Annotated in this window: 22 protein-coding genes and 3 pseudogenes; 6 read left to right on the top strand and 19 right to left on the bottom strand. The window is 63.5% G+C overall.

The features are described from left to right. Window positions 1-392 precede the first annotated feature (392 nt). From ACVWYI_RS16995 to ACVWYI_RS16980, 4 genes are all read right to left on the bottom strand, one after another. Complete coding sequence (locus ACVWYI_RS16995) at window positions 393-641, bottom strand: DUF6894 family protein (RefSeq protein ID WP_354046688.1); 249 nt, start codon at window positions 639-641, stop codon at window positions 393-395. A gap of 45 nt (window positions 642-686) precedes the next feature. After that, window positions 687-788 (bottom strand): hypothetical protein, encoded by a 102-nt coding sequence (locus ACVWYI_RS16990; protein WP_456664534.1) that lies wholly within the window; start codon window positions 786-788, stop codon window positions 687-689. A gap of 23 nt (window positions 789-811) precedes the next feature. Then, window positions 812-1,783 carry a helix-turn-helix transcriptional regulator gene (locus tag ACVWYI_RS16985; RefSeq protein WP_456662678.1) on the bottom strand — a complete coding sequence of 324 codons (972 nt, stop codon included), beginning with the start codon at window positions 1,781-1,783 and terminating at the stop codon, window positions 812-814. Window positions 1,784-2,002: 219 nt separating this feature from the next. Beyond that, window positions 2,003-3,160 carry a LuxR C-terminal-related transcriptional regulator gene (locus ACVWYI_RS16980; RefSeq protein ID WP_456662677.1) on the bottom strand — a complete coding sequence of 386 codons (1,158 nt, stop codon included), beginning with the start codon at window positions 3,158-3,160 and terminating at the stop codon, window positions 2,003-2,005. Here ACVWYI_RS16980 and ACVWYI_RS16975 point away from each other — a divergent pair. Further along, window positions 3,056-3,313: a hypothetical protein gene (locus tag ACVWYI_RS16975; RefSeq protein ID WP_354103873.1), complete on the top strand. Its 258-nt coding sequence runs from the start codon at window positions 3,056-3,058 to the stop codon at window positions 3,311-3,313. The genes ACVWYI_RS16980 and ACVWYI_RS16975 overlap by 105 nt on opposite strands. A gap of 139 nt (window positions 3,314-3,452) precedes the next feature. On the opposite strand, the gene ACVWYI_RS16970 is transcribed toward ACVWYI_RS16975, so the two are convergent. The 7 genes and pseudogenes from ACVWYI_RS16970 to ACVWYI_RS16940 form a co-directional block, all read right to left on the bottom strand. Next, window positions 3,453-3,965 (bottom strand): hypothetical protein, encoded by a 513-nt coding sequence (locus ACVWYI_RS16970; RefSeq protein ID WP_247345677.1) that lies wholly within the window; start codon window positions 3,963-3,965, stop codon window positions 3,453-3,455. 92 nt (window positions 3,966-4,057) lie between these two features. After that, window positions 4,058-4,504, bottom strand: a complete 447-nt coding sequence (locus ACVWYI_RS16965; protein ID WP_247345672.1) for a MaoC family dehydratase — start codon at window positions 4,502-4,504, stop codon at window positions 4,058-4,060. Between the two features lie 380 nt (window positions 4,505-4,884). Next, on the bottom strand, window positions 4,885-5,307 hold the full coding sequence (locus ACVWYI_RS16960; protein WP_456662676.1) for a hypothetical protein: 423 nt from the start codon (window positions 5,305-5,307) through the stop codon (window positions 4,885-4,887). Between the two features lie 12 nt (window positions 5,308-5,319). Continuing rightward, window positions 5,320-5,542, bottom strand: a pseudogene (locus ACVWYI_RS16955) (hypothetical protein). A 109-nt stretch (window positions 5,543-5,651) separates the two neighbouring features. After that, window positions 5,652-6,473, bottom strand: a pseudogene (locus ACVWYI_RS16950) (lytic murein transglycosylase). 130 nt (window positions 6,474-6,603) lie between these two features. Then, the gene (locus tag ACVWYI_RS16945) at window positions 6,604-7,410 is read right to left on the bottom strand and encodes a shikimate dehydrogenase family protein (RefSeq protein ID WP_247446770.1); all 807 of its coding nucleotides are present in this window, start codon (window positions 7,408-7,410) and stop codon (window positions 6,604-6,606) included. Then, complete coding sequence (locus tag ACVWYI_RS16940; protein ID WP_456662675.1) at window positions 7,407-9,275, bottom strand: flavin-containing monooxygenase; 1,869 nt, start codon at window positions 9,273-9,275, stop codon at window positions 7,407-7,409. The genes ACVWYI_RS16945 and ACVWYI_RS16940 overlap by 4 nt, the downstream gene beginning before the upstream one ends. A gap of 177 nt (window positions 9,276-9,452) precedes the next feature. Here ACVWYI_RS16940 and ACVWYI_RS16935 point away from each other — a divergent pair, with 177 nt between their 5' ends. Together ACVWYI_RS16935 and ACVWYI_RS16930 are read left to right on the top strand one after the other, a co-directional pair. Continuing rightward, complete coding sequence (locus ACVWYI_RS16935) at window positions 9,453-11,078, top strand: long-chain fatty acid--CoA ligase (protein ID WP_456662674.1); 1,626 nt, start codon at window positions 9,453-9,455, stop codon at window positions 11,076-11,078. Window positions 11,079-11,129: 51 nt separating this feature from the next. After that, the gene (locus ACVWYI_RS16930; RefSeq protein WP_456662673.1) at window positions 11,130-12,341 is read left to right on the top strand and encodes an acyl-CoA dehydrogenase family protein; all 1,212 of its coding nucleotides are present in this window, start codon (window positions 11,130-11,132) and stop codon (window positions 12,339-12,341) included. Window positions 12,342-12,362: 21 nt separating this feature from the next. Here the strand turns inward: ACVWYI_RS16930 and ACVWYI_RS16925 are convergent, their stop codons facing one another. From ACVWYI_RS16925 to ACVWYI_RS16910, 4 genes are read right to left on the bottom strand one after another with little or no spacing between them, the layout of a single operon-like run. Then, the gene (locus ACVWYI_RS16925) at window positions 12,363-13,229 is read right to left on the bottom strand and encodes an efflux RND transporter periplasmic adaptor subunit (protein WP_456662672.1); all 867 of its coding nucleotides are present in this window, start codon (window positions 13,227-13,229) and stop codon (window positions 12,363-12,365) included. Beyond that, window positions 13,226-13,432 (bottom strand): DUF1656 domain-containing protein, encoded by a 207-nt coding sequence (locus ACVWYI_RS16920; protein ID WP_456662671.1) that lies wholly within the window; start codon window positions 13,430-13,432, stop codon window positions 13,226-13,228. Before ACVWYI_RS16920 ends, ACVWYI_RS16925 begins: the two co-directional genes overlap by 4 nt. Next, complete coding sequence (locus tag ACVWYI_RS16915; protein ID WP_456662670.1) at window positions 13,429-15,480, bottom strand: FUSC family protein; 2,052 nt, start codon at window positions 15,478-15,480, stop codon at window positions 13,429-13,431. The genes ACVWYI_RS16920 and ACVWYI_RS16915 overlap by 4 nt, the downstream gene beginning before the upstream one ends. A 2-nt stretch (window positions 15,481-15,482) precedes the next feature. Next, window positions 15,483-15,968, bottom strand: a complete 486-nt coding sequence (locus ACVWYI_RS16910; RefSeq protein WP_247345643.1) for a MarR family winged helix-turn-helix transcriptional regulator — start codon at window positions 15,966-15,968, stop codon at window positions 15,483-15,485. A 180-nt stretch (window positions 15,969-16,148) separates the two neighbouring features. Here ACVWYI_RS16910 and ACVWYI_RS16905 point away from each other — a divergent pair, with 180 nt between their 5' ends. Further along, a complete protein-coding gene (locus ACVWYI_RS16905) occupies window positions 16,149-16,358 on the top strand; it encodes a hypothetical protein (protein ID WP_456662669.1) in 210 nt (69 codons plus the stop codon). 14 nt (window positions 16,359-16,372) lie between these two features. Here the strand turns inward: ACVWYI_RS16905 and ACVWYI_RS16900 are convergent, their stop codons facing one another. Further along, a complete protein-coding gene (locus tag ACVWYI_RS16900) occupies window positions 16,373-17,281 on the bottom strand; it encodes an amino acid ABC transporter substrate-binding protein (RefSeq protein WP_456662668.1) in 909 nt (302 codons plus the stop codon). A 133-nt stretch (window positions 17,282-17,414) separates the two neighbouring features. Further along, window positions 17,415-17,834 (bottom strand): nuclear transport factor 2 family protein, encoded by a 420-nt coding sequence (locus tag ACVWYI_RS16895; protein ID WP_456662667.1) that lies wholly within the window; start codon window positions 17,832-17,834, stop codon window positions 17,415-17,417. Between the two features lie 143 nt (window positions 17,835-17,977). Between ACVWYI_RS16895 and ACVWYI_RS16890 the strand changes: the two genes are divergently transcribed. Next, window positions 17,978-19,219 carry an amidohydrolase family protein gene (locus ACVWYI_RS16890; protein ID WP_456662666.1) on the top strand — a complete coding sequence of 414 codons (1,242 nt, stop codon included), beginning with the start codon at window positions 17,978-17,980 and terminating at the stop codon, window positions 19,217-19,219. Between the two features lie 212 nt (window positions 19,220-19,431). Next, entirely contained in the window at window positions 19,432-19,743 is a 312-nt protein-coding gene (locus tag ACVWYI_RS16885) for a hypothetical protein (RefSeq protein ID WP_456650423.1), read from the top strand. A 12-nt stretch (window positions 19,744-19,755) separates the two neighbouring features. Here the strand turns inward: ACVWYI_RS16885 and ACVWYI_RS16880 are convergent. Continuing rightward, window positions 19,756-20,680, bottom strand: a pseudogene (locus ACVWYI_RS16880) (DUF1932 domain-containing protein). Further along, window positions 20,680-21,549, bottom strand: coding sequence for a hypothetical protein (locus ACVWYI_RS16875; protein ID WP_456662665.1), 870 nt, complete (start codon window positions 21,547-21,549; stop codon window positions 20,680-20,682). The pseudogene ACVWYI_RS16880 and the gene ACVWYI_RS16875 overlap by 1 nt, the downstream one beginning before the upstream one ends. Between the last annotated feature and the right edge of the window lie 12 nt (window positions 21,550-21,561).

The following is a 21,561-nucleotide window of genomic DNA, read 5'->3' as shown; positions in this document are numbered from 1 at the left end:
AACATGCTGCATCCTCCGATCGGAGGACGCGCCGGCCGGGCAGATGGAGCCCAGCCGACGGGCGTCGTGCTCAAGCCGCCGGGGCTAACGCCGGCTCAGAACGCGACGCGAACGCCACCTTTCGCGGTGCCGGTGCGGCTCTGGTCGGACATCATCATGCCCTCGACCGCGCCGGCTGCGGCCAGACGTATTGATGTTGATGGCTCCGTTGAAGTTGACGAAGGTCGGTAGCGCGACGGAGTTCAACGATGACACCTTCGTGTTCGGCGCGACGAGATTGACATTGATGGTCGCATTTGACTTGGACGGAGGCGACCGGACCCCGGCTCACAACGAACAGAATCCGTTTCGTCAGCCACTGCTGCACAGTTGCGACACTGCCGCCAAAGGCACTACGCCTGGTCCCAGCCGGCCTTCTCCGCATTCTCCGACCAGACCGCGGCGCGGTAGATCTCGCGCCCGCTATTGTCCCTGACGCAGATCCAGGCGTCGCGATCGCGCAGATCGTCGCGCCACACAAAGAGATGGCTTGCCATCTCGTTGGCCACCACGAATGTTGTTTCGGCGCATTCGAACACCATGCCGCTAGGGTCGATTTTCACGATATTGCCGACCAGAAGGTCGAAGAAAAAACGGCGCATTCAACACTCCGGCTGCCGACGCCGCGCGCAACGCTGCATCATGATCTACTCCGCGCGCCAGAACACGTAATCGACCGAATACGGCGCGCTGCGATAAGCCTCGGCCTGTTCGCAAGAACCGCGCACCATGCCGCCTTGCGTGGTGATGCGCTGAAATCAGTCGCGCGCGGTCACGGCATGTCGCCGCTCCTGACGTCGCTGGGCGTAGCGCCATAAGTTCGACGGAAGCAGCGGTTGAAATAAGAGAGATCCCCGAAGCCGACATCGTAGGCGATCGAGCTCACCGTCCGCTCGGCATATCCGGGTTCCCGCAGCATGCGATGGGCGCGCTTGACGCGCTGGTCGATCAGGAAGGAGGAGAACGTCTTGCCGTCGGCCTCGAAAAGGCGCTGGAGATAGCGCGGCGTCACGCCGAGCTCCTGTGCAACCGTGGCCACCGACAGGTCCTGCCGCCAGCAATTGTTGGAGATGGAGACCTTCGCCTTCTGGAGTCGAGCCCCCTTGACGCCGCGCCGTCCGGCCAGTTCACGCGTCTCATGGGTCGCACCGAGCACGAGCGCCAGAAGATCGTGCAGATGTCCGACCCCCAGCTGCCGCAGATTGGGCGTCGCGAAGACTTTCTCCCGCACCAGCGTCACCGCGTAGTCGACCAGCAATCGAAGCCCCGTCGAGCTCCCCGGCATGACACGCATCACGACATCATCGACGTCCACGATCATCGGCGCCAGCACACGTCTCGGCACACGCAGCGAGAAACAGCTGCCCAGCGACACCCGCTCGAACGTGGTGACGTCCTCCGCGCTGGTCAGGACCGCCTCTCCTGGGTGAAGGCTCAAATCGTGTCCTCGCTCGGATATCCCAAGCACGCCGGATCGATTCACGATCAGGGCGAGGCTGTCGTCGCCATCGGCCACGAGCTGCTTGGTGCGGATGACTCGCGCTCCGCACAATCCTCCGATCAACAGCTGGGCTTCCGGCAAGACGTGAGACGTGAAGCTCGCCGCGGCCGGCTTTCCGTCCCTTGCCTCGACCTCCGCCTTCAACACCCCGCGGCAGTAAAAATCGCGAAGTAGCGGGATGCGCTCGTTTTCGGGAATATCGTTGGTTGAAACATCGAGAACGGAAAAATCAAATTGGCTCACTGCAATCCCTCCAACCGACGAGCAGGTCCGGCCACACGCTGTCGTTTCCTCACACGCGCGTTCGATGCCGTCGCGCGGCGCTTGCTGCTCGTCACTTTTCTGGAGCGCGATATACGAAAGTATCAGATGGCGCGCGTCCTGCATTCGGAGGACCCGCGAGCCTGACTCATCACAATGGATTGAGATCGCTGCGCGTAACAACGAAGCGTGTGAAATGGATCACACGGCGTCTTCACCGCCGTTCGTTCGCCGCGCGAACGGAACGGCAAAGCCGGCTGCGATCTTGACCAGATCAGCCTGCCTGCCTGCGCCTGTCTTTTCGAACAGGCGGCCGAGATGTGTCTTCACCGTCGTCTCGGCGATGCCGAGCTTTGCCGCAATGTCGGGAACTCCGCCAATCTCGACGATGGCCATCAGCACGCGCAGTTCGGACGGCGTCAGCCTGAAGGCCACTGCGATCGCATCGGCTGCGAGCCATGGCGTCGTCGAGGCCTTTTGAACGAAGAGCGCCGTGGCGGCAACATCTCGCGATAGACTGCGATCCCGCTTCAGGGGAAAAGCTTGGAGCAGATAGTGCTGTCCATCGACCGACGTCGCAAGCTCGATCTGTCGGCGAGCAGCGGAAAGAATTTCGCTGTCTGCATCGATTTCGCACAGGCTGCGGAATATTTTGTCGGCCTGGGTGTTGCGGGCCACGATCCGGTCGCCGACGAGTGCCAGCAGATTGGCATCGGCGAACAGCCGGCGGCATGCTGCGTTGGCATGCATGACCCGTCCGTCTGCGTCGAGCAGGCAAACCGCCGTGCTCAACCCGTCGAGGACATCGGGAAGGACGTCTACGGTATGCGAGCTCGCCCTGATCTGCCGGCCCATGATTCTGGAACGCTGAAGGTGCGGGGCAAGCAGCCGCATGCGCTCACGCATCGGCTCGTCGACCGTTCCGCGGGACCGGTGGCGCAACACCTGCAGGATCGTGGTGCGCGCGGCCGACTTCTCGAGCGCCACGGTTGCAAGGTCTATCGCTCCTTGCGGCTCCACCCACTCGCGGTAGAAGCTCGTTGCCATAAAATCCGCATGAGGCATGACGTCGGTCACGCCGATCGTCTGCTCGGCCGCGAGCGTGAGATGACGATCAATCAGGGGGTCGAGCTCGACATATCGGTCGCGATAAAGCTGACGGAAGCGGGATTCGGTCCCGAAATGCTGATGAATCTCGATCGAGAGCCCGGCTGAATCCCTGGAGAGGATGGTCGCGGCACACCCGCCAACGTAATGGGAGACCTGTTCCAGCGCCCCGCTGCGCAGCGCGGGCTCGACTGCCGCGTCGTAGATCTCGCCGAGCAGAGAAGAGAACCGATTTGCCTGGAGGATCGTCATCGGCCGGACGACGCAATCTGCGTGTTGCCTGCGCGCGCGCGCGAGAGCGAGAACCGGGAACTGGCGGAGGAGACGGGCCGGTCAATCGCCGCCTTCGACGATGGGAAAACATTGCAACAAAATGCTGGAATATCGAACATCGTCCTTGCGTAACGTCAACCGCAGGATGCGGCTTGGACGTTTTCGCCAAAGACTAGGATAAATGCGAACAGCGGGCGAACTGTGTGCGATGAGTCACGCGCCGGCGCGCACCGCAAGATTTTGTCGCGGCCGATCCTGCCGGCTCCGGCAATTACTTCCGATTCTCCTCGCAGAATTTCAGCGCCGCCAGCGCTTCGCCGGCCCGCGGGATCTGCATCTCGATGCTGTCGTCGTCATCGTCCTCAAAATCGACCGAGAGGCGCTTTGCCTTCGAGAGCCGGTCCATCATCGACTGATCGTATTCGAAGATGCCGCGCACGGTGGTCTTGTCCATGACCTCCCACTTCGCCTTCTTCATGATATCGGCGTCATCGGTGCCGACGTCGGCCCGGAGTATCTCGCCGACCTTGTCCCACTCCCAGCCGTCGTAAATCATCACCATCACGATGGCCTTCTCGGAATAGGTGATCACGATGACGTAGTCGCGATTCTCGTCTTCCTTGTCCTTGTAGCCGCGGCTCGCATTGCAATGCGCGTCCTGCGTACGCTTTTCGATGTTCCAGTCGCCGACCTTGGATTGTTGCGCCTGCACCGGCCTTGCGGTCAAAGCGACCGCGCTCAAGGCGCCGGCCAGCACCCCGGCGGCGAGAAGGAATCGTTTCATGTCAGCCTCCAGCCTGTTCCCGGGCCAAGATGACCACCTCTGCCGACGGCTCGCAAGGGGTTCAGGCGCCTGTGTAGAGTGCGGCCCGTGCCCTACTCCCGACGCGGCACGATCGCGATCGGGGTAAAGGTGTAAACTTCCTCGCCGTTCTGGTTGAACATCGTCCATTTCACCAGCGCGATGCCCTGCGGCTTGGATTTCGACGGCGTCAGGCTCATGACCTCGCCGACCAGATGCAGGCGGTCATCGGGGCGCACCGGGATGGTCCAGCGCAGCCCGTCGACGCCCGCTCCGATCAGCGGATGCAGGCCGAAGGGGCGGGTCTGGATCGCGAGGTTCATGGCAATCGCGGCGGTGTGCCATCCCGAGGCGGCGAGGCCCTTGAACAGGGTCTCCTTGGCGGCCTCGTGGTCGAGGTGCATCGGCTGCGGATCGAACTCAGCCGCGAAACGCTTGATGTCGGCCTCGGTGACGTGAAATTCAGGGGATTTGAACTGCATTCCGATGGTGAGATCGTCGAACCACTCGACCCGCGCCATGATTTCGCCTCGCAATGTGATGCGCCGCTTCCGCGGCTAACAGGATTGAGGAAGAGCGGGATGTAGCGGCTCCGAAACGCACAAACCAGCCAAGGGGGGCCCACGAAACCCGTTTCCCGATACGACGAAACACGCCTGAAACAGATAGCCGGTTATTTAATGGTCAAAATCATACAGGGACGGCCGCCATGCAATTCTTACTCGACCTGATCTGGGATTATTCCTGCTGTCAGCACCTCGTCGCCCTGCCGCCGCAGGAGGACGAGCTATGATCGAGCTGATCTCGGCCCTGCTCGCCCTTTGCAGCGCCGGCGTTTTTGCCGCGCACGCGCTGGATGCCTATCGCACGACGCATTACTGAGCGGTTCGCCTTCCCGGCGCTAGAAGGGCCGGCGGTAAAAGTGCTCCGAATGCGTTGCCGGCGGAAACCTGTTGGCGAGCGCCAATGCGCCCCTCTCGTCCGTCTCGAGCGCGATCTTCTGTGCGAGCATCACGTCCCCGGGGACGAGGAAGCCCGACGGGATGAAGCACCACCCCATCGTCGCAATTCCGGCCTCGTCGATCTCATGGACATTGGCGGCCGTGCCATAATGGATGCGATAGGTCTTACCGGTATCGCGGCCGACGACATCGAAATACCGGTGTTGCTCGAACTGAGCGCGCTGCGCCGGTGACAGCCATTCGGCCATAAGCCGGCGGCCGCGGGCATCCGGCGTGTTCTCGCCGAAGAAACGCCGATAGAGTTCGCGTAGGGCATGCAGACGCGCACGCGCCGGCCCGCGGAGCCAGACTGCCGCGATCATGAGCAGCTCAAATCAACCGCCGACCAGGCGGGGATAGAACAGCGTTTCCTGCACGGCCGGGTCGAACGATCGGATCCGGGTGACTTCGCCGGGTCCGGTTCGCAGCGCGGCCGTGAAGCCTGCTCCGGTCAGCTCCCGAAAAGCGCCGTTCGGCTCGCGCCAACGCTTCGGCATTGCCAGGATCAAACTCGTGGCGCGTGTCGCCAGTCTGGTCCATCACGATCTGGGTCGCCATGTTGAGTCTCCTCATGCCCAGCCCCGAACTGATCAAAGCAAACGTCGTGCTGTCGGTTCCTGATGGCAACAACTTTCTCGTGCTGGCGCATCACGGCTTGCTGAGCTGCTCAACGCGCGGCGGCTGCTCCTCCTCCCTCGTCGATCTGCCGTCCCATCAGGGCGATCGCCTTCTGATAGACGCCGGCAGCATTCCAGGCCTCGATGGCGCCGAAATTCGCCTCACCCGGCTGGTAACCGGCTCCTGCGCGCCAGCCGTGCGCCTTGAGAAAATTTGCCGTCGAGTTCAGCGCATTGGCGGCAACTTCGAGATTGCCGGTGCCATAGGCCAGGATATTCTTGGGCATGAACTGGGTCTGGCCGACTTCGCCGTGCATCGAGCCGCGGGTTGCCCCGGACAGCGTGTGCCGCGATCGATCAGCTTCAGCGCCGAATAGAGCTGGTCGGTGAAGAATTCGGGACGGCGGCAGTCATAGGCGAGCGTCGCGATCGAGGAGAGCATGTTCTGGTTGCCGCGCTGGCTGCCGAAGCCGGTCTCCATGCCCCAAATCGCGATCAGCGGGCCCGGCGGGACGCCATAGCGCTGCTGGATCGAGGCGAACAAGGCGGCTTGCGATTGCTTGAGCTGGCGCCCCTTGGCAACGATGGTGGTGGCGCCGCGCTTGGCGAGGAACTGGTCGAGCGTCAGCGAGAAACTGCGCTGGCCGCGGTCGGCCGCGATGGTGGCACTGGCGTAATTGGTCTGCATCAAGGCCGAGAGCGCGGTCTGGCCGACACCCTTGCCTTGCGCCTCCGCGCTGAACTCGCGCTTCCAGGCCTCAAAACCCGCCGACGAACTGCCGCATTGCGCGGCCTCGGCTACAGGCGCCAGCGAGAGAAGCAGCGCGGTAGCACCGATCACCGCCTTTTGCAACGGTCCTGCCCTTGATCATTCCTCGTTCCTCTCACTTACGCTGCGCGACCCGGCTCGCGCGGACGCATGATCCTACGTCGGCCCTGATCGTCAAGCCCTAGAAGGGGCAACCGGTGCCGGCAAGGCCCTTTGACACCCCGGGTGACCGCCTACCCCTGGCCGTTGTGACCGAGCAGGAAATCCACCATGATGCTCTGGTGCTGCTCGTACATGTCCGTGCCGGTTCCTGTCACGCCGCCAAGCTCTCGGGCCGCCGCGATGAAGGGCGAAACTTCCGGCTTGGTGATCACGCAGCCGCAATAGGCCGACGGCGCAAGCCGCGTGACATCGACCGGCAGCGGGTCGCCGTCCGTCATCCCGGCCGGTGTCGCATTGGCGATGAAGTCGAAGCCCGCGGGATCCGCGGTGCCGACCCGCACAGACGCCTTGCCGAGCCCGTTGAGCCGGCCGATCAACGCGTCGCGGCGCTCAGTTGCGCTGTCATGAATTGCGAGTTCGCTCACGCCGGACTCGACCAGCGCAAGTGCAATCGCCGACCCCGCGCCGCCGGCACCGACGAGAAGTGCCCGCATCCCCTTCGGATCGATCCCCTTCGCCCGCGCCGCTCCGACGAAGCCGAGACCGTCCACCATGTCGCCGTGCCAAGAACCGTCGGCGCGCCGCCGCATCAGGTTTACGGTGTGCAGGAAATGTGCGCGCTCCGTCGCACTCGCGCAGGCCTGGTAGCAGGAAAATTTGTGCGGGATGGTCACGACGATGCCGTCGAGATTTTTCAGCCGCGTTGCCACGGAGAGGAAATCGGACAAATCCGCTGGTGCGACCTGAACCGGCACGAGAATGCCGTCGTGCTCCCCGGCGGCGAAGGCGGCGCTGACGCCTGCGGGCGAGCGCACCTGCGCAATGGGATCGCCGACAATGACATAGAGCCGCGTCGCGCCAGATGGTGCCGGGATCATGCCGTTCGAGCCGGAACCGTGGAGCGGTCCGCCTCTCCGGCAATTCCTTGGGTCAATTCCAACCCTGCCAAACTGCCCTCCTTGCGCCACTTGTCGAGTAGCCGCAAGAACGCCACCGGCCCGCGCCAATACTGGCTGTTTCTCGCGGCGATCGGATCGAACACGCCTTCATTGTTGTAATAACCGGGCGTGCACTCCGCGAGATAGGCCTGGCGGCCGAGCGCAGCTTTGACGACCTCGTCGACCCAGGCATTCTCGGCGTCCAGCGTCGGCTCCAGCGTCCGGGCTTTGCGCTTGCGCGCCTCGGCGATCACATAGGCGATGTGCTGCGACTGCTCGTCGATGATGTGCGGGAAGTTGGCGCTCTGGCCGGCCTGCACCGTGACGATCTGGAAGCAGTTCGGGAAGCCGCGGCTGTAGAAGCCGTGCAGCGTCTTGACGCCGTCGCGCCAGCGCGCGGATAGGCTCACACCGTCGCGTCCATACACTTCAAAGCCCATGCGGCGGGCGTAGTCGGTGCCGACCTCGAAGCCGCTGGCATAGACCAGGCAGTCGAGCTCATAGGCCTTGCCGTCGACCACGACGCCATTCTCGGTGATGCGCTCGACGCCCTGCCCCCTGGTGTCGACGAGATGCACGTTGGGACGATTGAAGGTGTCGAGATATTCGTCGTGGAAGCACGGCCGCTTGCAGAACGCCTTGTACCAGGGCTTTAACGCCGAAGCAGTCGCCTCGTCCTTGACGATCGCATCGACGCGTGCCCGGATCTCTTCCATCTTGCGATAGTCGGCCTGCTCGATGACCTTGAGCGCCTCCTCGATCGAGGTCACCGGCTGCTTCTGCCGGCGCGGCGCCAGCAATATCTCGCCGAGCAGGCCGGTCCAGCCGTCCTGCACCAGATCCTGTTCGAACGGCTCGCCGGAGATCACCGCGGTGAAATTGTCCATGCGCTCGCGCTGCCAGCCAGGCTTGAGCCCCTGCGCCCAGCTCTGCTCCGTCGGACGGTCGTCGCGCACCCCGATCGCAGACGGCGTACGCTGGAAGACGTAGAGCTCTTTGGCGGAGCGGCCGAGATGCGGCACGCATTGCACGGCGGTGGCGCCGGTGCCGATGATGCCGACGCGTCTGTCGCCAAGACCGGTCAGACCACCTTCGGCCGTGCCTCCGGTGTAGCCATAGTCCCAGCGGCTGGTGTGGAAGCTGTGTCCCCTGAAGCTTTCTATACCCGGAATGCCAGGCAGCTTCGGACGGCTCAGGGGGCCGCCGGCAAGGATGACGAAGCGCGCGCGGATGCGATCACCGCGATCGGTCTCGACCAGCCAGCGTCCCTCCTGCTCCTGCCATTCTATGCGCGCGATGACAGTCTGAAACAGCGCCCGCCCATAGAGACCGAAGTGACGGCCGATGCGGCGCGAATGTTCGTAGATCTCGGGAGCCCGCGCATATTTGCGCACAGGCATGTAGCCGGTCTCTTCCAGCAGCGGCAGGTAGATGTAGCTCTCGGTATCGCAGGCCGCACCGGGGTAACGATTCCAGTACCAGGTGCCGCCGAAATCGGCGGCCTTTTCAACGATCCGGAAATCATCGATGCCGGCCGCGCGCAGTCGCGCGCCGCAAAGCAGGCCGCCGAAGCCACCGCCGACGACGAGCACCTCGGTCTCTTCGCTGACAGCCTCGCGCGCAAATCCGGAATCGGCCCAGGGATCGTCGAGATAGCGCCCGAACTCGCGGGTCACCTCGACATATTGCGCTTTGCCCTCGGTGCGCAGGCGGCGATCGCGCTCGTCGCGATAGCGCGCACGGAGTGCGGCAATGTCGATTGTAGATTCGCCGGCTGCACCGGTCTTGTGTCTTTCCGCTGACATCCATTTCCTCCCCGGCGGACACTGCTTCGCCGGCAGCTCGCATCACTTAGCCCTGAAAAAGTGACGCATGCAATCACGTCCCTCGCTTTTTGCGTGAACGTCGCGTGGCGTTCCGCTAACCTCGAGCGCACATCACAAGCGTACGCCATGCAATGACATGGCGGTCCGGAGGAAACGATGCAGGGATTGATGATGGACATGCCGCTTCTGATCAGCGGCCTGATCCAGTATGCCGCGGATTATCACGGCGAGGCCGAGGTCGTCGCGCGCGAGATCGAGGGCGACATCCATCGCTACACCTATGCGGACGCCCATCCGCGCATCAAGCGCATGGCGCTGGCCTTGAAGCGGCTCGGCATGAAGGCCGGCGACCGCGTCGGCACGCTGGCGTGGAATACGCACCGTCACTTCGAGATGTTCTACGCCGCGCCGGGCATGGGCTATGTGCTGCACACCGTCAACCCGCGGCTGTTTCCCGAACAGCTCGTCTACATCGTCAATCACGCCGAGGACCGGCTGCTGTTCATCGACCGCGCTACGCTGCCGATCGTGGAGGCGATCGCGCCGCAGCTCAAATCGATCGAAGCCTATGTCGTGATGTCCTCGCGCGAGCGAATGCCGGAAACCAAGCTTGCCAACGTCCATTGCTACGAGGAGCTTCTGGGACGAGAGAACGACGCCGGCTTCGCCTGGCCGGAGTTCGACGAAAAATCGGCATCCACGATCTGTTACACCTCGGGCACGACGGGCAATCCGAAGGGCGTGATCTATTCGCACCGCGCCGCGATCCTGCAGACCATGACCTGCTCCAGTTTCGACTTCCTGCCGGGCCATGTCGAAGGCGTGCGCGAGGTGATGATGCCGATGGCGCCGCTGTTCCACGGCAACGGCTGGAACATGCCGTTCACCGCGCCCTATACCGGCTCGAAGCTGGTGCTGCCTGGTCGCAATTACGAGCCGGACAAGCTCTATGAACTGCTCGAAGGCGAGAAGGTGACGCTGTCGGCGGGTGTGCCGAGCTTCTGGCTGATCCTGCTCGACTGGCTCGGACGCACCGGCAACAGATTCTCGACATTGCGCGCAACGCTGTCGTCAGGCTCGGCGCCGCCGCGCGCCATGGTCGAGAAGCTCAAGCGCGACTACGACATTGACTACATTCAGGCCTGGGGGATGACCGAGGCCCTGGGCTGCTCGATGCCGAGCCTGCGGCCGGGCTCCGAGCATCTCGGCGACAAGGAGAAATTTGACCGCCGCCAGGTGTCGGGTCGCGCCTGCTTCGGCACCGCGCTGCGCATCGTCGACGACGGTGGCACCGAGCTGCCGCGCGATGGCAAGAGTGTCGGCCATCTGCGCGCGCGGGGACCGTGGGTTGCCTCCGGCTACATGAAGCTCGACGAAGGCCTCGACAGCGACGGCTGGCTGATCACCGGCGACATGGCGGTGATCGATCCACAGGGCCACGTCACGCTGACCGACCGCTCCAAGGACGTGATCAAGTCCGGCGGCGAATGGATCTCATCGATCCAGCTCGAGGATGTCGCGTTGTCTCACCCCGATGTGTTGCAAGCCGCCGTGGTAGCGATCAACCACGAGAAATGGCAGGAGCGGCCTCTGCTCCTCGTCGTCCGCAAGAAGGGCGCGACCGTCGACGGCAAGGCTTTGCTCGATCACATGCGTCCGAAGATCGCGAGCTGGTGGATGCCTGACGCCGTCGAGTTCATGGACGAATTCCCGATGACCGGCACCGGCAAGGTACTCAAATCGGCGCTGCGCGAGAAATTCAGAGAGTACCGCGTCGCCTGAGCCGACGCGCGATCGCGCAACCGGCTTGTCTATCGATCAAGGAGACGAAAGATGCTCTACCCGATGTCGCCGAAAGTCGTCGAGCTCAAGCGCAAGCTCGAAAGTTTCATGGACCGGCACATCTATCCGAACGAGGAGCGCTTCTATCGCGAGGCGGAAGAACTCGGGCCGTGGAAGGTCTATCCGGTTGTCGAGGAGCTGAAGCCGCTGGCGCGCGCCGAAGGTCTCTGGAACCTGTTCCTGCCGGAGTCCAGTCACGGCGCGGGCCTGACCAATCTCGAATATGCCCCGCTCTGCGAGGTCATGGGCCGCTCGCATCTCGCGCCCGAAGTGTTCAACTGTTCGGCGCCCGACACCGGCAACATGGAGGTGCTGGAGCGCTACGGCACGGAGAAGGACAAGGAGCGCTGGCTGAAGCCGCTGCTCGCAGGCGAAATCCGCTCCTGCTTCGCCATGACCGAGCCTGCGGTCGCCTCATCCGATGCGACCAACATCGAGAGTTCGATCGTCCGCGACGGCGACCATTACGTCATCAACGGCCGCAAATGGTACACGACCAACGCGACCGACCCGCGCTGCAAGATCTGCATCTTCATGGGCAAGACCGATCCTGACAATGCAGACCGCCACAAGCAGCAATCCATGATCCTGGTGCCGATGGAGACATCAGGCGTCGAGATCAAGCGTGCCCTGCCCGTGTTCGGCTTCTACGGCGTGCCCGACCGTGCCTCCGAGGTCGTCTTCACCAATGTGCGGGTTCCCAAGGAAAACATGCTGCTCGGCGAGGGCCGCGGTTTCGAGATCGCGCAGGGACGCCTCGGCCCCGGCCGCATCCACCATTGCATGCGGCTGATCGGGCTCTCCGAACGCACGCTGGAAAAGATGTGCCGCCGGGTGCGCAGTCGCGTCGCCTTCGGCAAGCCGGTTTCCGAGCAGACGGTGACGCAGGAGCGCATCGCAGAAGCCCGCATCATGATCGAGCAGGCCCGACTGCTGACCCTCAACGCCGCCTATGCGATGGACGTCGTCGGCAACAAGGTGGCGAAAGCCGAGATCGCGATGATCAAGGTCGCCGTGCCCAACATGGCGTGCCAGATCATCGACTGGGCGATCCAGGCGCACGGCGGCGGCGGCACGTCGAACGATTTTGGATTGACGCAGGCCTATGCGACCGCGCGCTTGCTGCGCCTCGCCGACGGCCCCGACGAGGTCCATCGCAATCAGATCGCACGGTTCGAACTGAAGAAATATTCGAACGCTTGAATCGAGCAATGGCAATCGCGCCTAGTTCAGCACCTCCACCGTCGCCGAGCGTCCCGCGACCAGCGACATATTCTCAGGCACCAGATCCAGCGCGATGCGTACCGGCACGCGCTGGGCGAGGCGGACCCAGCTGAAGGTCGGGTTGACGTTCGCAAGCAGGCTTGCCCCCTCAGCACGGTCGCGGTCCTCGATGCCGGCGGCGATGCTCTCGACACGGCCTGGCAGCATGACCTTCTCGCCCATCAGCCGGACCTGGACCTTGTCGCCGATACGAATGCGCGCAAGTTTTGTCTCCTCGAAGTAGCCTTCCACATGCAGCGTGTCGGTGTCGACGAGTGCCATCACGCCTTTCCCGGCCGTCACGTAAGCGCCGGGACGCAAATCCATGTTGGTGATCACGCCATTCACGGAGGCGTGGACTTCGCTGCGATCGAGGTTGAGCTGGGCGACCGCGCGGTCGGCGACGGCCGCATCGAACGCCGCCTTGGCCTGGAGCTGGGTGGCCAGCACCTGCTCCTGCTTCTGCTGCGACACGGCGTCGGTCGTCAGCGCGTTGTAGCGCTTCAGATCGGCATTGGCCTGGTCGAGCGTCGCCTGATGACCGGCCACCGATGCATCGGCTTGCCGCAACGCCAGCGCAAAACGTTCACGGTCGATCCGGAACAACACGTCGCCGCGATGCACCTTCTGGTTGTCATTCACCAGCACTTCGGTCACGAAGCCCGACACGTCGGGCGCGACCTGCACCACATCGGCGCGCACGCGGCCGTCGCGGGTCCACGGCTGCTCCATATAATAGACCCAGAGCTCACGGCCGACAGCGAGCGCCGCGACGATGGCAAGCGCGGTGAGTGCGAGGCGACCGAGCCAGGCAAAATTCCCCTTCATGGCAACAACTCCGAGAGATAGACGACGACGCCGAGAAGGCAGACGAAGATCGCGAAATCGAACAGCGCGCGGTGCCAGACCAGCCGATAAAGATCGAAGCGCTGCATGAGCCGGCGAAGCACGGCGCTCAATGCATAGGCGATGATGATCCACAACAGCAGCGCCGGCACGAGCACGCCATAGATGTCGATCTGATATCTCATGCCGCCACACTCTCGCCTGCGCGCGGCCGATAGGCCGGTGCGTCCGGAAACAGGCCGCGGCGGATGCCCACGAGGCCGATCAGGGCATCCTCGCGCGCTGTTTCGTTGGGATCCTTCACCGCGCGGGCCAGCGCGCGATCGACGCTGGTCAGGAGTTCGACGGGCATTCCATCGCCCCCATATCTGCGGCAGGCGATGGCGAGCTGGTCGAGCATGTCGTCGATGACGGAAATGGTCGATGCCGCGAGGCCATAGCGAGCGCGTCGCAGGTCGATGATGTTGATCCCGATGCGAAGCTGGACCAGGCTGTCGGCATCGCGGCGATCGCTCTCCGAGAGATGAGCGATGCGTTGCACCAACAACCCGAGCCGGTGCAGCATGAGGCCGGCAAACTCCGCCCGGTCGCGCTTGCCGCGGCGCTCGGCAGCGACCGCGAGCGTCGTCCAGTTCGACAGCACCAGGCGATTGGCGATCCACTCGGCGCCCACCCCACGTGCGATGCGCGTCACAAGTTCGGCGATGGCCACGCCGACGAAGAAGGCGACCGCCGAATTGGCGTAAGACGCGAAATCCGCGCTGTAGGTCGATTGCAGCGCCAGCAGCGTCGCCGTGTTGGCCGCGAGCGCCATGCCGGTGCCGGCTGTCGCCGGCCGCGCAATCAGGAAGCCGTAGAGCAAGAAGGTCGGCGCGAGCGCGGCGACGAGCACCTCGATGTGCGAAATCGCGGGCACCAGCGCGAACAAATAGACAGCGACGACCACAATGGCGACCAGCGACCACAGGCCAAAGCTGCGGATGAAGCGTGCGGGCTCGTCCTGCGCGGCGAAGAAAGAGCACGCGACCGCTGCCATCATCGGCGCGGACGCGCCGTCGGGCCAGCCGGTCCCGATCCAGAACGCGCAGCAGATCAGGATGGCCGTGGCCGCACCGGCCGCCGACCACAAAGCAAGGCCGCGGTCGCGATGACGCACGGGCGCGGCGCCGGCCTCGGAATGAAAGGCCAAATCGAGGGTTGAAACATTGCTGCCTTCGGCAATCGCCTCGGTCAACGCACGGCAGTCGCGTGATAGGTCGACCAGGTCGCGCAGCCGCGACAGCAGGCTCGTGGTGATGATCCGCTCCCAGGACGCCTTGTCATCGAGCACCGCCTGCCGCTCCGCGATGACGGCGCGGATCCGCTCGGCCGGCTGCCGTGCGCTGAGGTCGCTCGTGATCCATTGCGCCAGATCCTGCAGCAGCCGCTTCAGCTCCGGCTGCCGGCGCAGTGCCTCCTCACCTAACGCGGCCAGCCGATCCTCGAGCGAGGCGATCACCGGCAACAGCATCAGCATGCGCAAGCGGATTTCACCGAGGCCACTCACCGCATTGCGATCGGTCAGCCGGTCATAGGCAAGGTGGGTGGAGAGCGTGTCGATCTCGACGATGTCGGTTGCGAGCTTGAGGCGCCTGGGGCGGCGGGATTCGCTGGTGCCCTCGCGCAACAGCACGGTCTGGCTGAGACGGCGCGCATCAGACAGCCAGAGATCGACACGGCTCGCAACCGCAGGTGCAACGCTGCGGGGGAAGATGATGGTGGAGACGAGGCTGGCGCAGATGATGCCGAGCGAAATCTCTTCGACCCGAGATACCGCCGTGTCAAAGATGGCGCCGGGCTCGGACACAGCGGGAAAGCCGATCAGCGCGACCGTGTAGCCGGCCAGCATGAAGACATAGCTGCGCGGCGTGCCGTCGAGCAGCGACAGATAAAGGCAGAGCCCGACCCAGAGCGCGATCGCAAGGCACAGAAGCTCGGGCGCATTGATCAGGTTCGGCACCAACGCCACCGTCATGATCGCGCCGACCAGCGTGCCCATCACCCGGAAGAATGCCTTCGAGCTGGTCGCACCCGCCAGCGGCTGCGAGGTGATGTAGACGGTGGCCATCGCCCAGTAGGGCCGCGGCAAGTCCATCGCCAGCGCGATGACGAGCGCCAGGATCGACGCGGCAAACGTCTTCAACGCGAAAATGAGGTCCGCGTGGCGGACTAGGAACGGCTCGTCTGCGCGCATGACTATTTCGCCTCTGGAAACGTCTTTGGAAGTGCCTTGGCTTCCTGCAGGCGACTGGCCCGCTGCTCGATGCGCTGAAGAGTCTCGAAGGTTATCGCAAGTTCCTCGGGCCCGACATCCCTGAGGAGGCTGGCTCGAACGCGCCGCAGAATGCGGTTGGTCTCCTCGACCTTGGCATCGCCGGCTTTGGTCAGATGTAGCGTTTTGGCACGGCGGTCGGTTGGGTCTTCTCGGCGTTCAACCAGACCCTCGGCCTGGAGCAGGTCGATCAGACGGACCAGCGATGGCCCCTCGATACCGAGCTCGTCGGCGAGCACACCCTGCCGGACGTTCGCGCCCTGGCGCGACAACACCAGCAGCGGGATAGCCGTCGCATAGGACAGGCCGTGATCGGACAACGCCTGATCCGACTCGCGCCGCCAGATCCGGCCAAGGCGCGTGACGAGCCGGCCGATTTCGGCGTGGATATGAGCCTGCGAAGGAGCCACGCAAATTAGATAGGACACGAACTATTAGTTCGCAACTATATAGCCCCATAAATTCAGCCGATCACGCAAAAGCGAACAAGGACAGCGCAGACGGGACCGGATTCCGCGACGGACGGAACTGGCCGGCATTCGTTACGCCTGGCGCATGCTCGGCCTGCTCATCGTACGCTGACGGCGGAATTGTCGCGCGGCACGGCGATCAACCGTCAGGGCATGATCATGGGCCTCGATCAGTCGCTGATGTCAGGCGCCAATATCAGCGCCCCACTAATTAGCGGCGCGCTGATCGGCCATCGGCTCTTCGTCTCGGGGGCGTTGGCAATGGCTGCGATCGCGGCAATCGGCGTGGCGCTGGCCGGCCAACTCCTCGACACGCCGCGGACGCGCTAGCTAGCGCCCTCGCCTCAGTTCACCGCATACACATCAGGATCAAAACTGGAGCTCGGCTTCTTGAAGGCGTTGCGCAGGGCCGGTGACATCGGGACGTTGTAGTTGAGGCCGCTCGGCGGCGTCGGCGATTGCAGCCACTTCTTGTAGAGGACCTCGATCTCCTGGCTCGCGTACAGCTCCGCAGTCGCGCGGTCGGCGAGCGCCTTGAACGGCGCGTCCTCCCGCCGCAGCATGATCCCGTAAGGCTCCGGCTTCGAGAACGTCTCCTCACTGATCATGAACAGCTGTGGCTCCTTCGAGCGCGCGATCGCGACTGCGAGCTGCACGTCGTCGAGCGCGTAGGCCTGCGCGCGGTCGGTTTCCAGCAACAGGAAGGCCTCGGCCTGGTCCTTGGCCGGCATCACGTTGATGCCGAGATTGCGCTCGGTGTTGACCTTGGCGAGCTGCGTCAAATTGACCGAGCCGGCCACTGCCGTCACTGCCTTGCCCTTAAGATCGTCAATGGTGTTGATCTTCGCCGCCTTCTTGGCGGCAAATCGCGTCGCGCTGAGGAAGTGCGTATTGGTGAAGGCGACCTGCTTCTGGCGATCGGCGTTGTTGGTGGTCGCCGAGCAATGCAGATCGAGCGTGCCGTTGACCATGAGCGGAATCCGGTTCGACGACGTCACGGCGAGAGTGTCGACCGCGATGTCGGGCATGCCGAGCTGCTTCTTCACGGCGTCGACGATCTTCAGGCAGATGTCCATGGCGAAGCCGACCGGCTTCTGGTTTCCGTCCAGATAGCTGAACGGGACCGAAGCCTCCTGATAACCCAGCGTGATCTTCCTGGTCTCCTTGACCTTCTGGAGCGTACCCGTGAGGTCTTCGGCTGAGGCGGCAGTCGCAAGGCATGTGAGGGCCAGGACAACGGTGGGTAAACGCATCGGGGGCTCCTAAAGAAACTTGCGCGTCCATGCCGGGCACAGCAATCGCAAGGTTGATAGCGTAGGCACGCGCCAGCCGCCAGCGGCCGTTTGTCTCCGTCAAATCGGGTCGGCTCGAGCGCCGGGACGGCTCTTACGCGTCGATGCCGCGCTGGATCAGGATGCGCTCGGCGCTGTCGTTCCAGACGTCCATCTTGGTGATCTTGCCGTTCCGCACCACGAAGCGGTCGACGTAGCGGTTGCCCTCGAACGGGGTCCCATCTTTCCATTCGCCGTAGAGCGTGCCGACGCTATAGACCACGGTCTCGCCGGCGCCGGGGCAGACGTCGAACCGGTCCATCTTCTTCTTGACCCACCGGTAGCGCTTGGCGTTGAAGGAGGTCGGGCCGCGCGGATGATCGAACTCGCGCCCGCCGGTAAAGGTGATCACCGTGCCCGGCGCCATGTAGGCCGCCGCGGCATCCGGATCGGGGATCATGGATGCGGTGAGATAGGCTTCCACGATCGCGGCATCGGACAACGGATCGGCTTCAGCTCTTGCGGCAACGGACATGGCTCATTCTCCGGGGTTTGCGCAATATTAACCCCGCTCCCGGGGAACACGTGCATATATTTTGAACATTTCCCTCGCTACACTGCCGACAATCTGGAGCCGCCGATCCTGGTCGATTGCTCTAAGTTCCTTCCGCAAGAGTCATGACCACGCAATCCGCCTTTGACCTGATTTTTCGCAACGCAGTGTTGCGCGGTGCCGCCAGCCCAATGGATATCGGCGTCACGAGCGGCCGCATCACCGCCATCGAACCGACACTCGCCTGCGAGGCCATCGAGGTCAATGTCGGCGGGCGCCTCGCCCTGCCCGGCTTCGTCGACAGCCACATCCATCTCGACAAGGCGTGCCTGCTCGGCCGCTGCGATCATAATCACGGCAGCGTCTCGGAAGCGATCCGCGCCGTTGCCGGGATGAAGAAGGACTTTACGGTCGAGGACGTTTATGCACGCGGCGCCAGGGTGCTGGAACGCGCCATCGTGCACGGCACGACGCGCATGCGAACCCATGTCGAGATCGATCCGCGCATCGGCTTGCGCGGCTTCGAGGCGGTCAAGTCGCTCAAGCGCGACTATGCCTGGGCAATCGACCTGTCGCTCTGTGTGTTTCCGCAGGAAGGCCTCACCAACGATCCCGGCAGCGAAGGGCTGCTGATCCAGGCGCTCCGCGACGGCGGTGAGGTGATCGGTGGCTGCCCCTACACGGACACTGACCCGAACGCGCATCTCGCACGCATCTTCGATCTTGCCGAAGAGTTCGACGTCGACGTCGATCTCCATCTCGATTTCGATCTCGATCCCTCCTGGTGGCATCTCGACGAGGTCTGCCGGCAGACCGAGCGGCACAACTATGGGGGGCGCGTGGCGATCGGCCACGCGACGAAACTCTCCGCACTGCCACCGGAGCGGCTGAAGGCCGCCACCGCGCAACTGGCGCAAGCCGGCGTTGCCGTCACCGTGCTGCCGGCAACCGATCTCTATCTGATGGGGCGCGAAGCGACCCACAACGCGCCGCGCGGGCTGACACTCGCCCACAAGCTCGCCGGCGAAGGCGTGCTGTGCTCGGTCGCGACCAACAACGTGCTCAATCCCTTCACGCCGTTCGGCGATGCCTCACTGCTGCGAATGGCGAATTTCTACGCCAATGTCGCACATGCCTCGGTCAACGACTTCGACACCTGCCTCGATCTCGTGACCGAGCTGCCGGCGCGGCTGATGAACCTTAGGGATTACGGCATCAAGGTCGGAAACCCCGCCGATCTCGTCGTGCTCGATACGCAAGACAGCCGCTTCGCCATCGCGGAGTTGCCGGATATCGTGATGGGCTTCAAGGACGGCCGGCAAACGTTTGCGCGGCAGCGGCCCACTGTGTTCCGCCCCGGTTCCTGATCCGCTCCCAATGCATATCTGTATTGAAGCGCGGCTGATCGCCAGCAACTTCCGTTCGATATTACCGCCGATCGTTTCAAAATTCCAAATCCGGTAGATTCCCGGATAGTAGATTCTTGCTGATTCCCGATAGCTGCGCGCATTGCAAATCCCGCGGTGCCGGTCATTGCAGGACCTGCACTGATGTCTGCATTCAACGGGGAAGCATCGACATGTTCAGCGCATTCAGCAGTATCGACACTCACACCATTCGAGCGAGAACGCCCAGCGAGGCTGCGGTGAAGCGGCTCGACGGCATCGGGCATGTCCTGTCGGACCTCGATCTGGCGGGCGTCCGGACCCAGGATGACCTGACGCGCACGCTCCGCACGCTCGATATCGCCGACAAGTGCATTCGGTCGATCCGCGCAGAATTCCGCACTGAAGTCGCGACCGATCGGCTGGCCCGCAAGGCCGAGAACCTGATAGCGCTGATCGAACGCGCCCGCGACGAGCTCACCGGCTGCCGCACGGCAAAATCCTGAGCAGCAACCGCTTTATTTCTCGCGATTGATCTTCGCCAGGATTTTGTCCGCTTCGGTGCGCCAGTCGGCGCTGCGGGCGAATTCCTTCGTTCCCTTAGGTCCGAACACCCCTTCGTCGGCGAGATCGGCGACCCAGCCCTGACGCTCGGCGGTGCCCTGCGCGGACCACGGCGTCAGCCCCGCCTCGCGCACGGTCTCTGCGACCTCGCGCACTTCCTCGGCGCGGCGGCGGCCATGCTCGATCGCGCGCTGGAAGAAATAAGCACCCTGCTTCTCCCAATTGATCGTGGGAAAGGTTTCCGCCAGGGAAGCCAGCACCGCATCCTCGACGCCATAGGCGCGCGCGGTGGTGAAGCTCTCGATCACCATGGCCTCCAGGCCCTTGATCATGATGCTGCGGCACATCTTGACCGCCGAGGAAACACCGAGCTTGTCGCTCGCAACCTTGGCCGCAAAACCGATCGCGTTCAAAAGCGGCTCCAGCTCCCTGGCGCCGGGACCGCCGAGCAGCAGCGGCACCTTGATGCGATATGGCGGCACCGAGGTCATCACGGCACCCTCGACATACCGCCCGTTCGCGCCGTCGATCAACGCCGCGGCACGCTGCTTGGCGCCGGGAGACGCCGAATTGAAATCGAGAAACCAGGTGCCCTGATTGATCGCGGCGGCGCAGGCTTGCGCCACGGGCACGGCCTGACTCGCCCGTGACGGCAGAGATGAGGAAATCGGATTTCGCGGTCAGCTCGGCGTGAGAAGCGGCCAGCCCGACACCGAATTTCGCCGCATGCGCTTTCAGGGTCGCGCCCTGCTCGTCCCCGAGCTTGATGTCATAGGCTGAGACCTTGATGTCCTGCTGGCGCAGATCCTCGGCCAGAATCCTGCCGACCTCGCCATAGCCGACCAGCCCGATCTGCCATCGTTTGGGATCACCCGCCATCAGTTCAGTCCTCGCGTCGTCTCGTCGAACAGATCCTCGACCGCATATCGGCGCGGGATCAGCGACTGCTGGAACGCGTAGTCGACGATCAGCTGCAGCGGCTTTCTGTTCGCCTCGAACCCGAATGGCACGAGATCAGGTGTTGCCGCCGCGCCGATATGTTCCTTGTTCTGCTTGAGGAGATCATAGACGCCCGCGACCACATCAGGGTGCGATTTCGCGAGCTGCTCGGTCACGACCACGAGATGGTTGACTGGCACGACGCCGCGACGCGCGTACCATTTGGCGGCTTCCGCGGCCGGATCGGGGAACAGCGTCTTCAGCTTGGGATCATTCGAGGCCTCGCCGAGGACGGCGTCGAGCTCACCGTCGAGCAGCATCTGCAGGATCTTCTTGTCCTTCGGTGCGCGCTCGGTGGTGTCGACATATTCGGCGACGTGCGGATCCTCGAAGGTCACCCAGCGGATGTTGTCGAGATTGACGCCGCAATCGTTGGCGAGGATGCCCCTGATCCAGGCGCCGGTCGTGGTCGTGAACGAGCGGATGCCGACGCGCTTGCCTTCGAGATCGGACGGGCCGAGCGTTCCATGCGCAGGATTATAGAGCGCGTAGGAATGCTGGAAGCGGCCGAGCATGGTGGCCGGCAGCAGCACCAGCGGCTTGCAATGCGCCTTCGCCATCAGATAGGTGACGATTGCCATCTCGCAGACGTCAAAAGCCTGCTCGCGCACCATCGGCTTGAATGCGGTGTTGGTCGGCGTGTAATCGATGAAATCGAGATCGAAACGGTCGGAGCGGAGCTCGCCGCTCTTCACCGACCGGACATGGAGATGACTGCCCAGCACGGCCTTCAGCTTGAGACGATCCATCAGCGCACTCCG

Source organism: Bradyrhizobium sp. LB13.1 (genome assembly GCF_054056815.1).
This window is presented reverse-complemented; position numbering and strand designations above follow the sequence as displayed.

Coding starts and splice junctions, on each gene's coding strand:
- ACVWYI_RS16890 (WP_456662666.1), top strand. CDS start 17,978: ATGACCACGCAATCCGCCTTTGACCTGATTTTTCGCAACGCAGTGTTG.
- ACVWYI_RS16930 (WP_456662673.1), top strand. CDS start 11,130: ATGCTCTACCCGATGTCGCCGAAAGTCGTCGAGCTCAAGCGCAAGCTC.
- ACVWYI_RS16965 (WP_247345672.1), bottom strand. CDS start 4,504: ATGGCGCGGGTCGAGTGGTTCGACGATCTCACCATCGGAATGCAGTTC.
- ACVWYI_RS16975 (WP_354103873.1), top strand. CDS start 3,056: ATGGGAGACCTGTTCCAGCGCCCCGCTGCGCAGCGCGGGCTCGACTGC.
- ACVWYI_RS16915 (WP_456662670.1), bottom strand. CDS start 15,480: ATGCGCGCAGACGAGCCGTTCCTAGTCCGCCACGCGGACCTCATTTTC.
- ACVWYI_RS16920 (WP_456662671.1), bottom strand. CDS start 13,432: ATGAGATATCAGATCGACATCTATGGCGTGCTCGTGCCGGCGCTGCTG.
- ACVWYI_RS16875 (WP_456662665.1), bottom strand. CDS start 21,549: ATGGATCGTCTCAAGCTGAAGGCCGTGCTGGGCAGTCATCTCCATGTC.
- ACVWYI_RS16885 (WP_456650423.1), top strand. CDS start 19,432: ATGTTCAGCGCATTCAGCAGTATCGACACTCACACCATTCGAGCGAGA.
- ACVWYI_RS16900 (WP_456662668.1), bottom strand. CDS start 17,281: ATGCGTTTACCCACCGTTGTCCTGGCCCTCACATGCCTTGCGACTGCC.
- ACVWYI_RS16980 (WP_456662677.1), bottom strand. CDS start 3,160: ATGACGATCCTCCAGGCAAATCGGTTCTCTTCTCTGCTCGGCGAGATC.
- ACVWYI_RS16945 (WP_247446770.1), bottom strand. CDS start 7,410: ATGATCCCGGCACCATCTGGCGCGACGCGGCTCTATGTCATTGTCGGC.
- ACVWYI_RS16935 (WP_456662674.1), top strand. CDS start 9,453: ATGCAGGGATTGATGATGGACATGCCGCTTCTGATCAGCGGCCTGATC.
- ACVWYI_RS16995 (WP_354046688.1), bottom strand. CDS start 641: ATGCGCCGTTTTTTCTTCGACCTTCTGGTCGGCAATATCGTGAAAATC.
- ACVWYI_RS16970 (WP_247345677.1), bottom strand. CDS start 3,965: ATGAAACGATTCCTTCTCGCCGCCGGGGTGCTGGCCGGCGCCTTGAGC.
- ACVWYI_RS16960 (WP_456662676.1), bottom strand. CDS start 5,307: ATGATCGCGGCAGTCTGGCTCCGCGGGCCGGCGCGTGCGCGTCTGCAT.
- ACVWYI_RS16925 (WP_456662672.1), bottom strand. CDS start 13,229: ATGAAGGGGAATTTTGCCTGGCTCGGTCGCCTCGCACTCACCGCGCTT.
- ACVWYI_RS16940 (WP_456662675.1), bottom strand. CDS start 9,275: ATGTCAGCGGAAAGACACAAGACCGGTGCAGCCGGCGAATCTACAATC.
- ACVWYI_RS16895 (WP_456662667.1), bottom strand. CDS start 17,834: ATGTCCGTTGCCGCAAGAGCTGAAGCCGATCCGTTGTCCGATGCCGCG.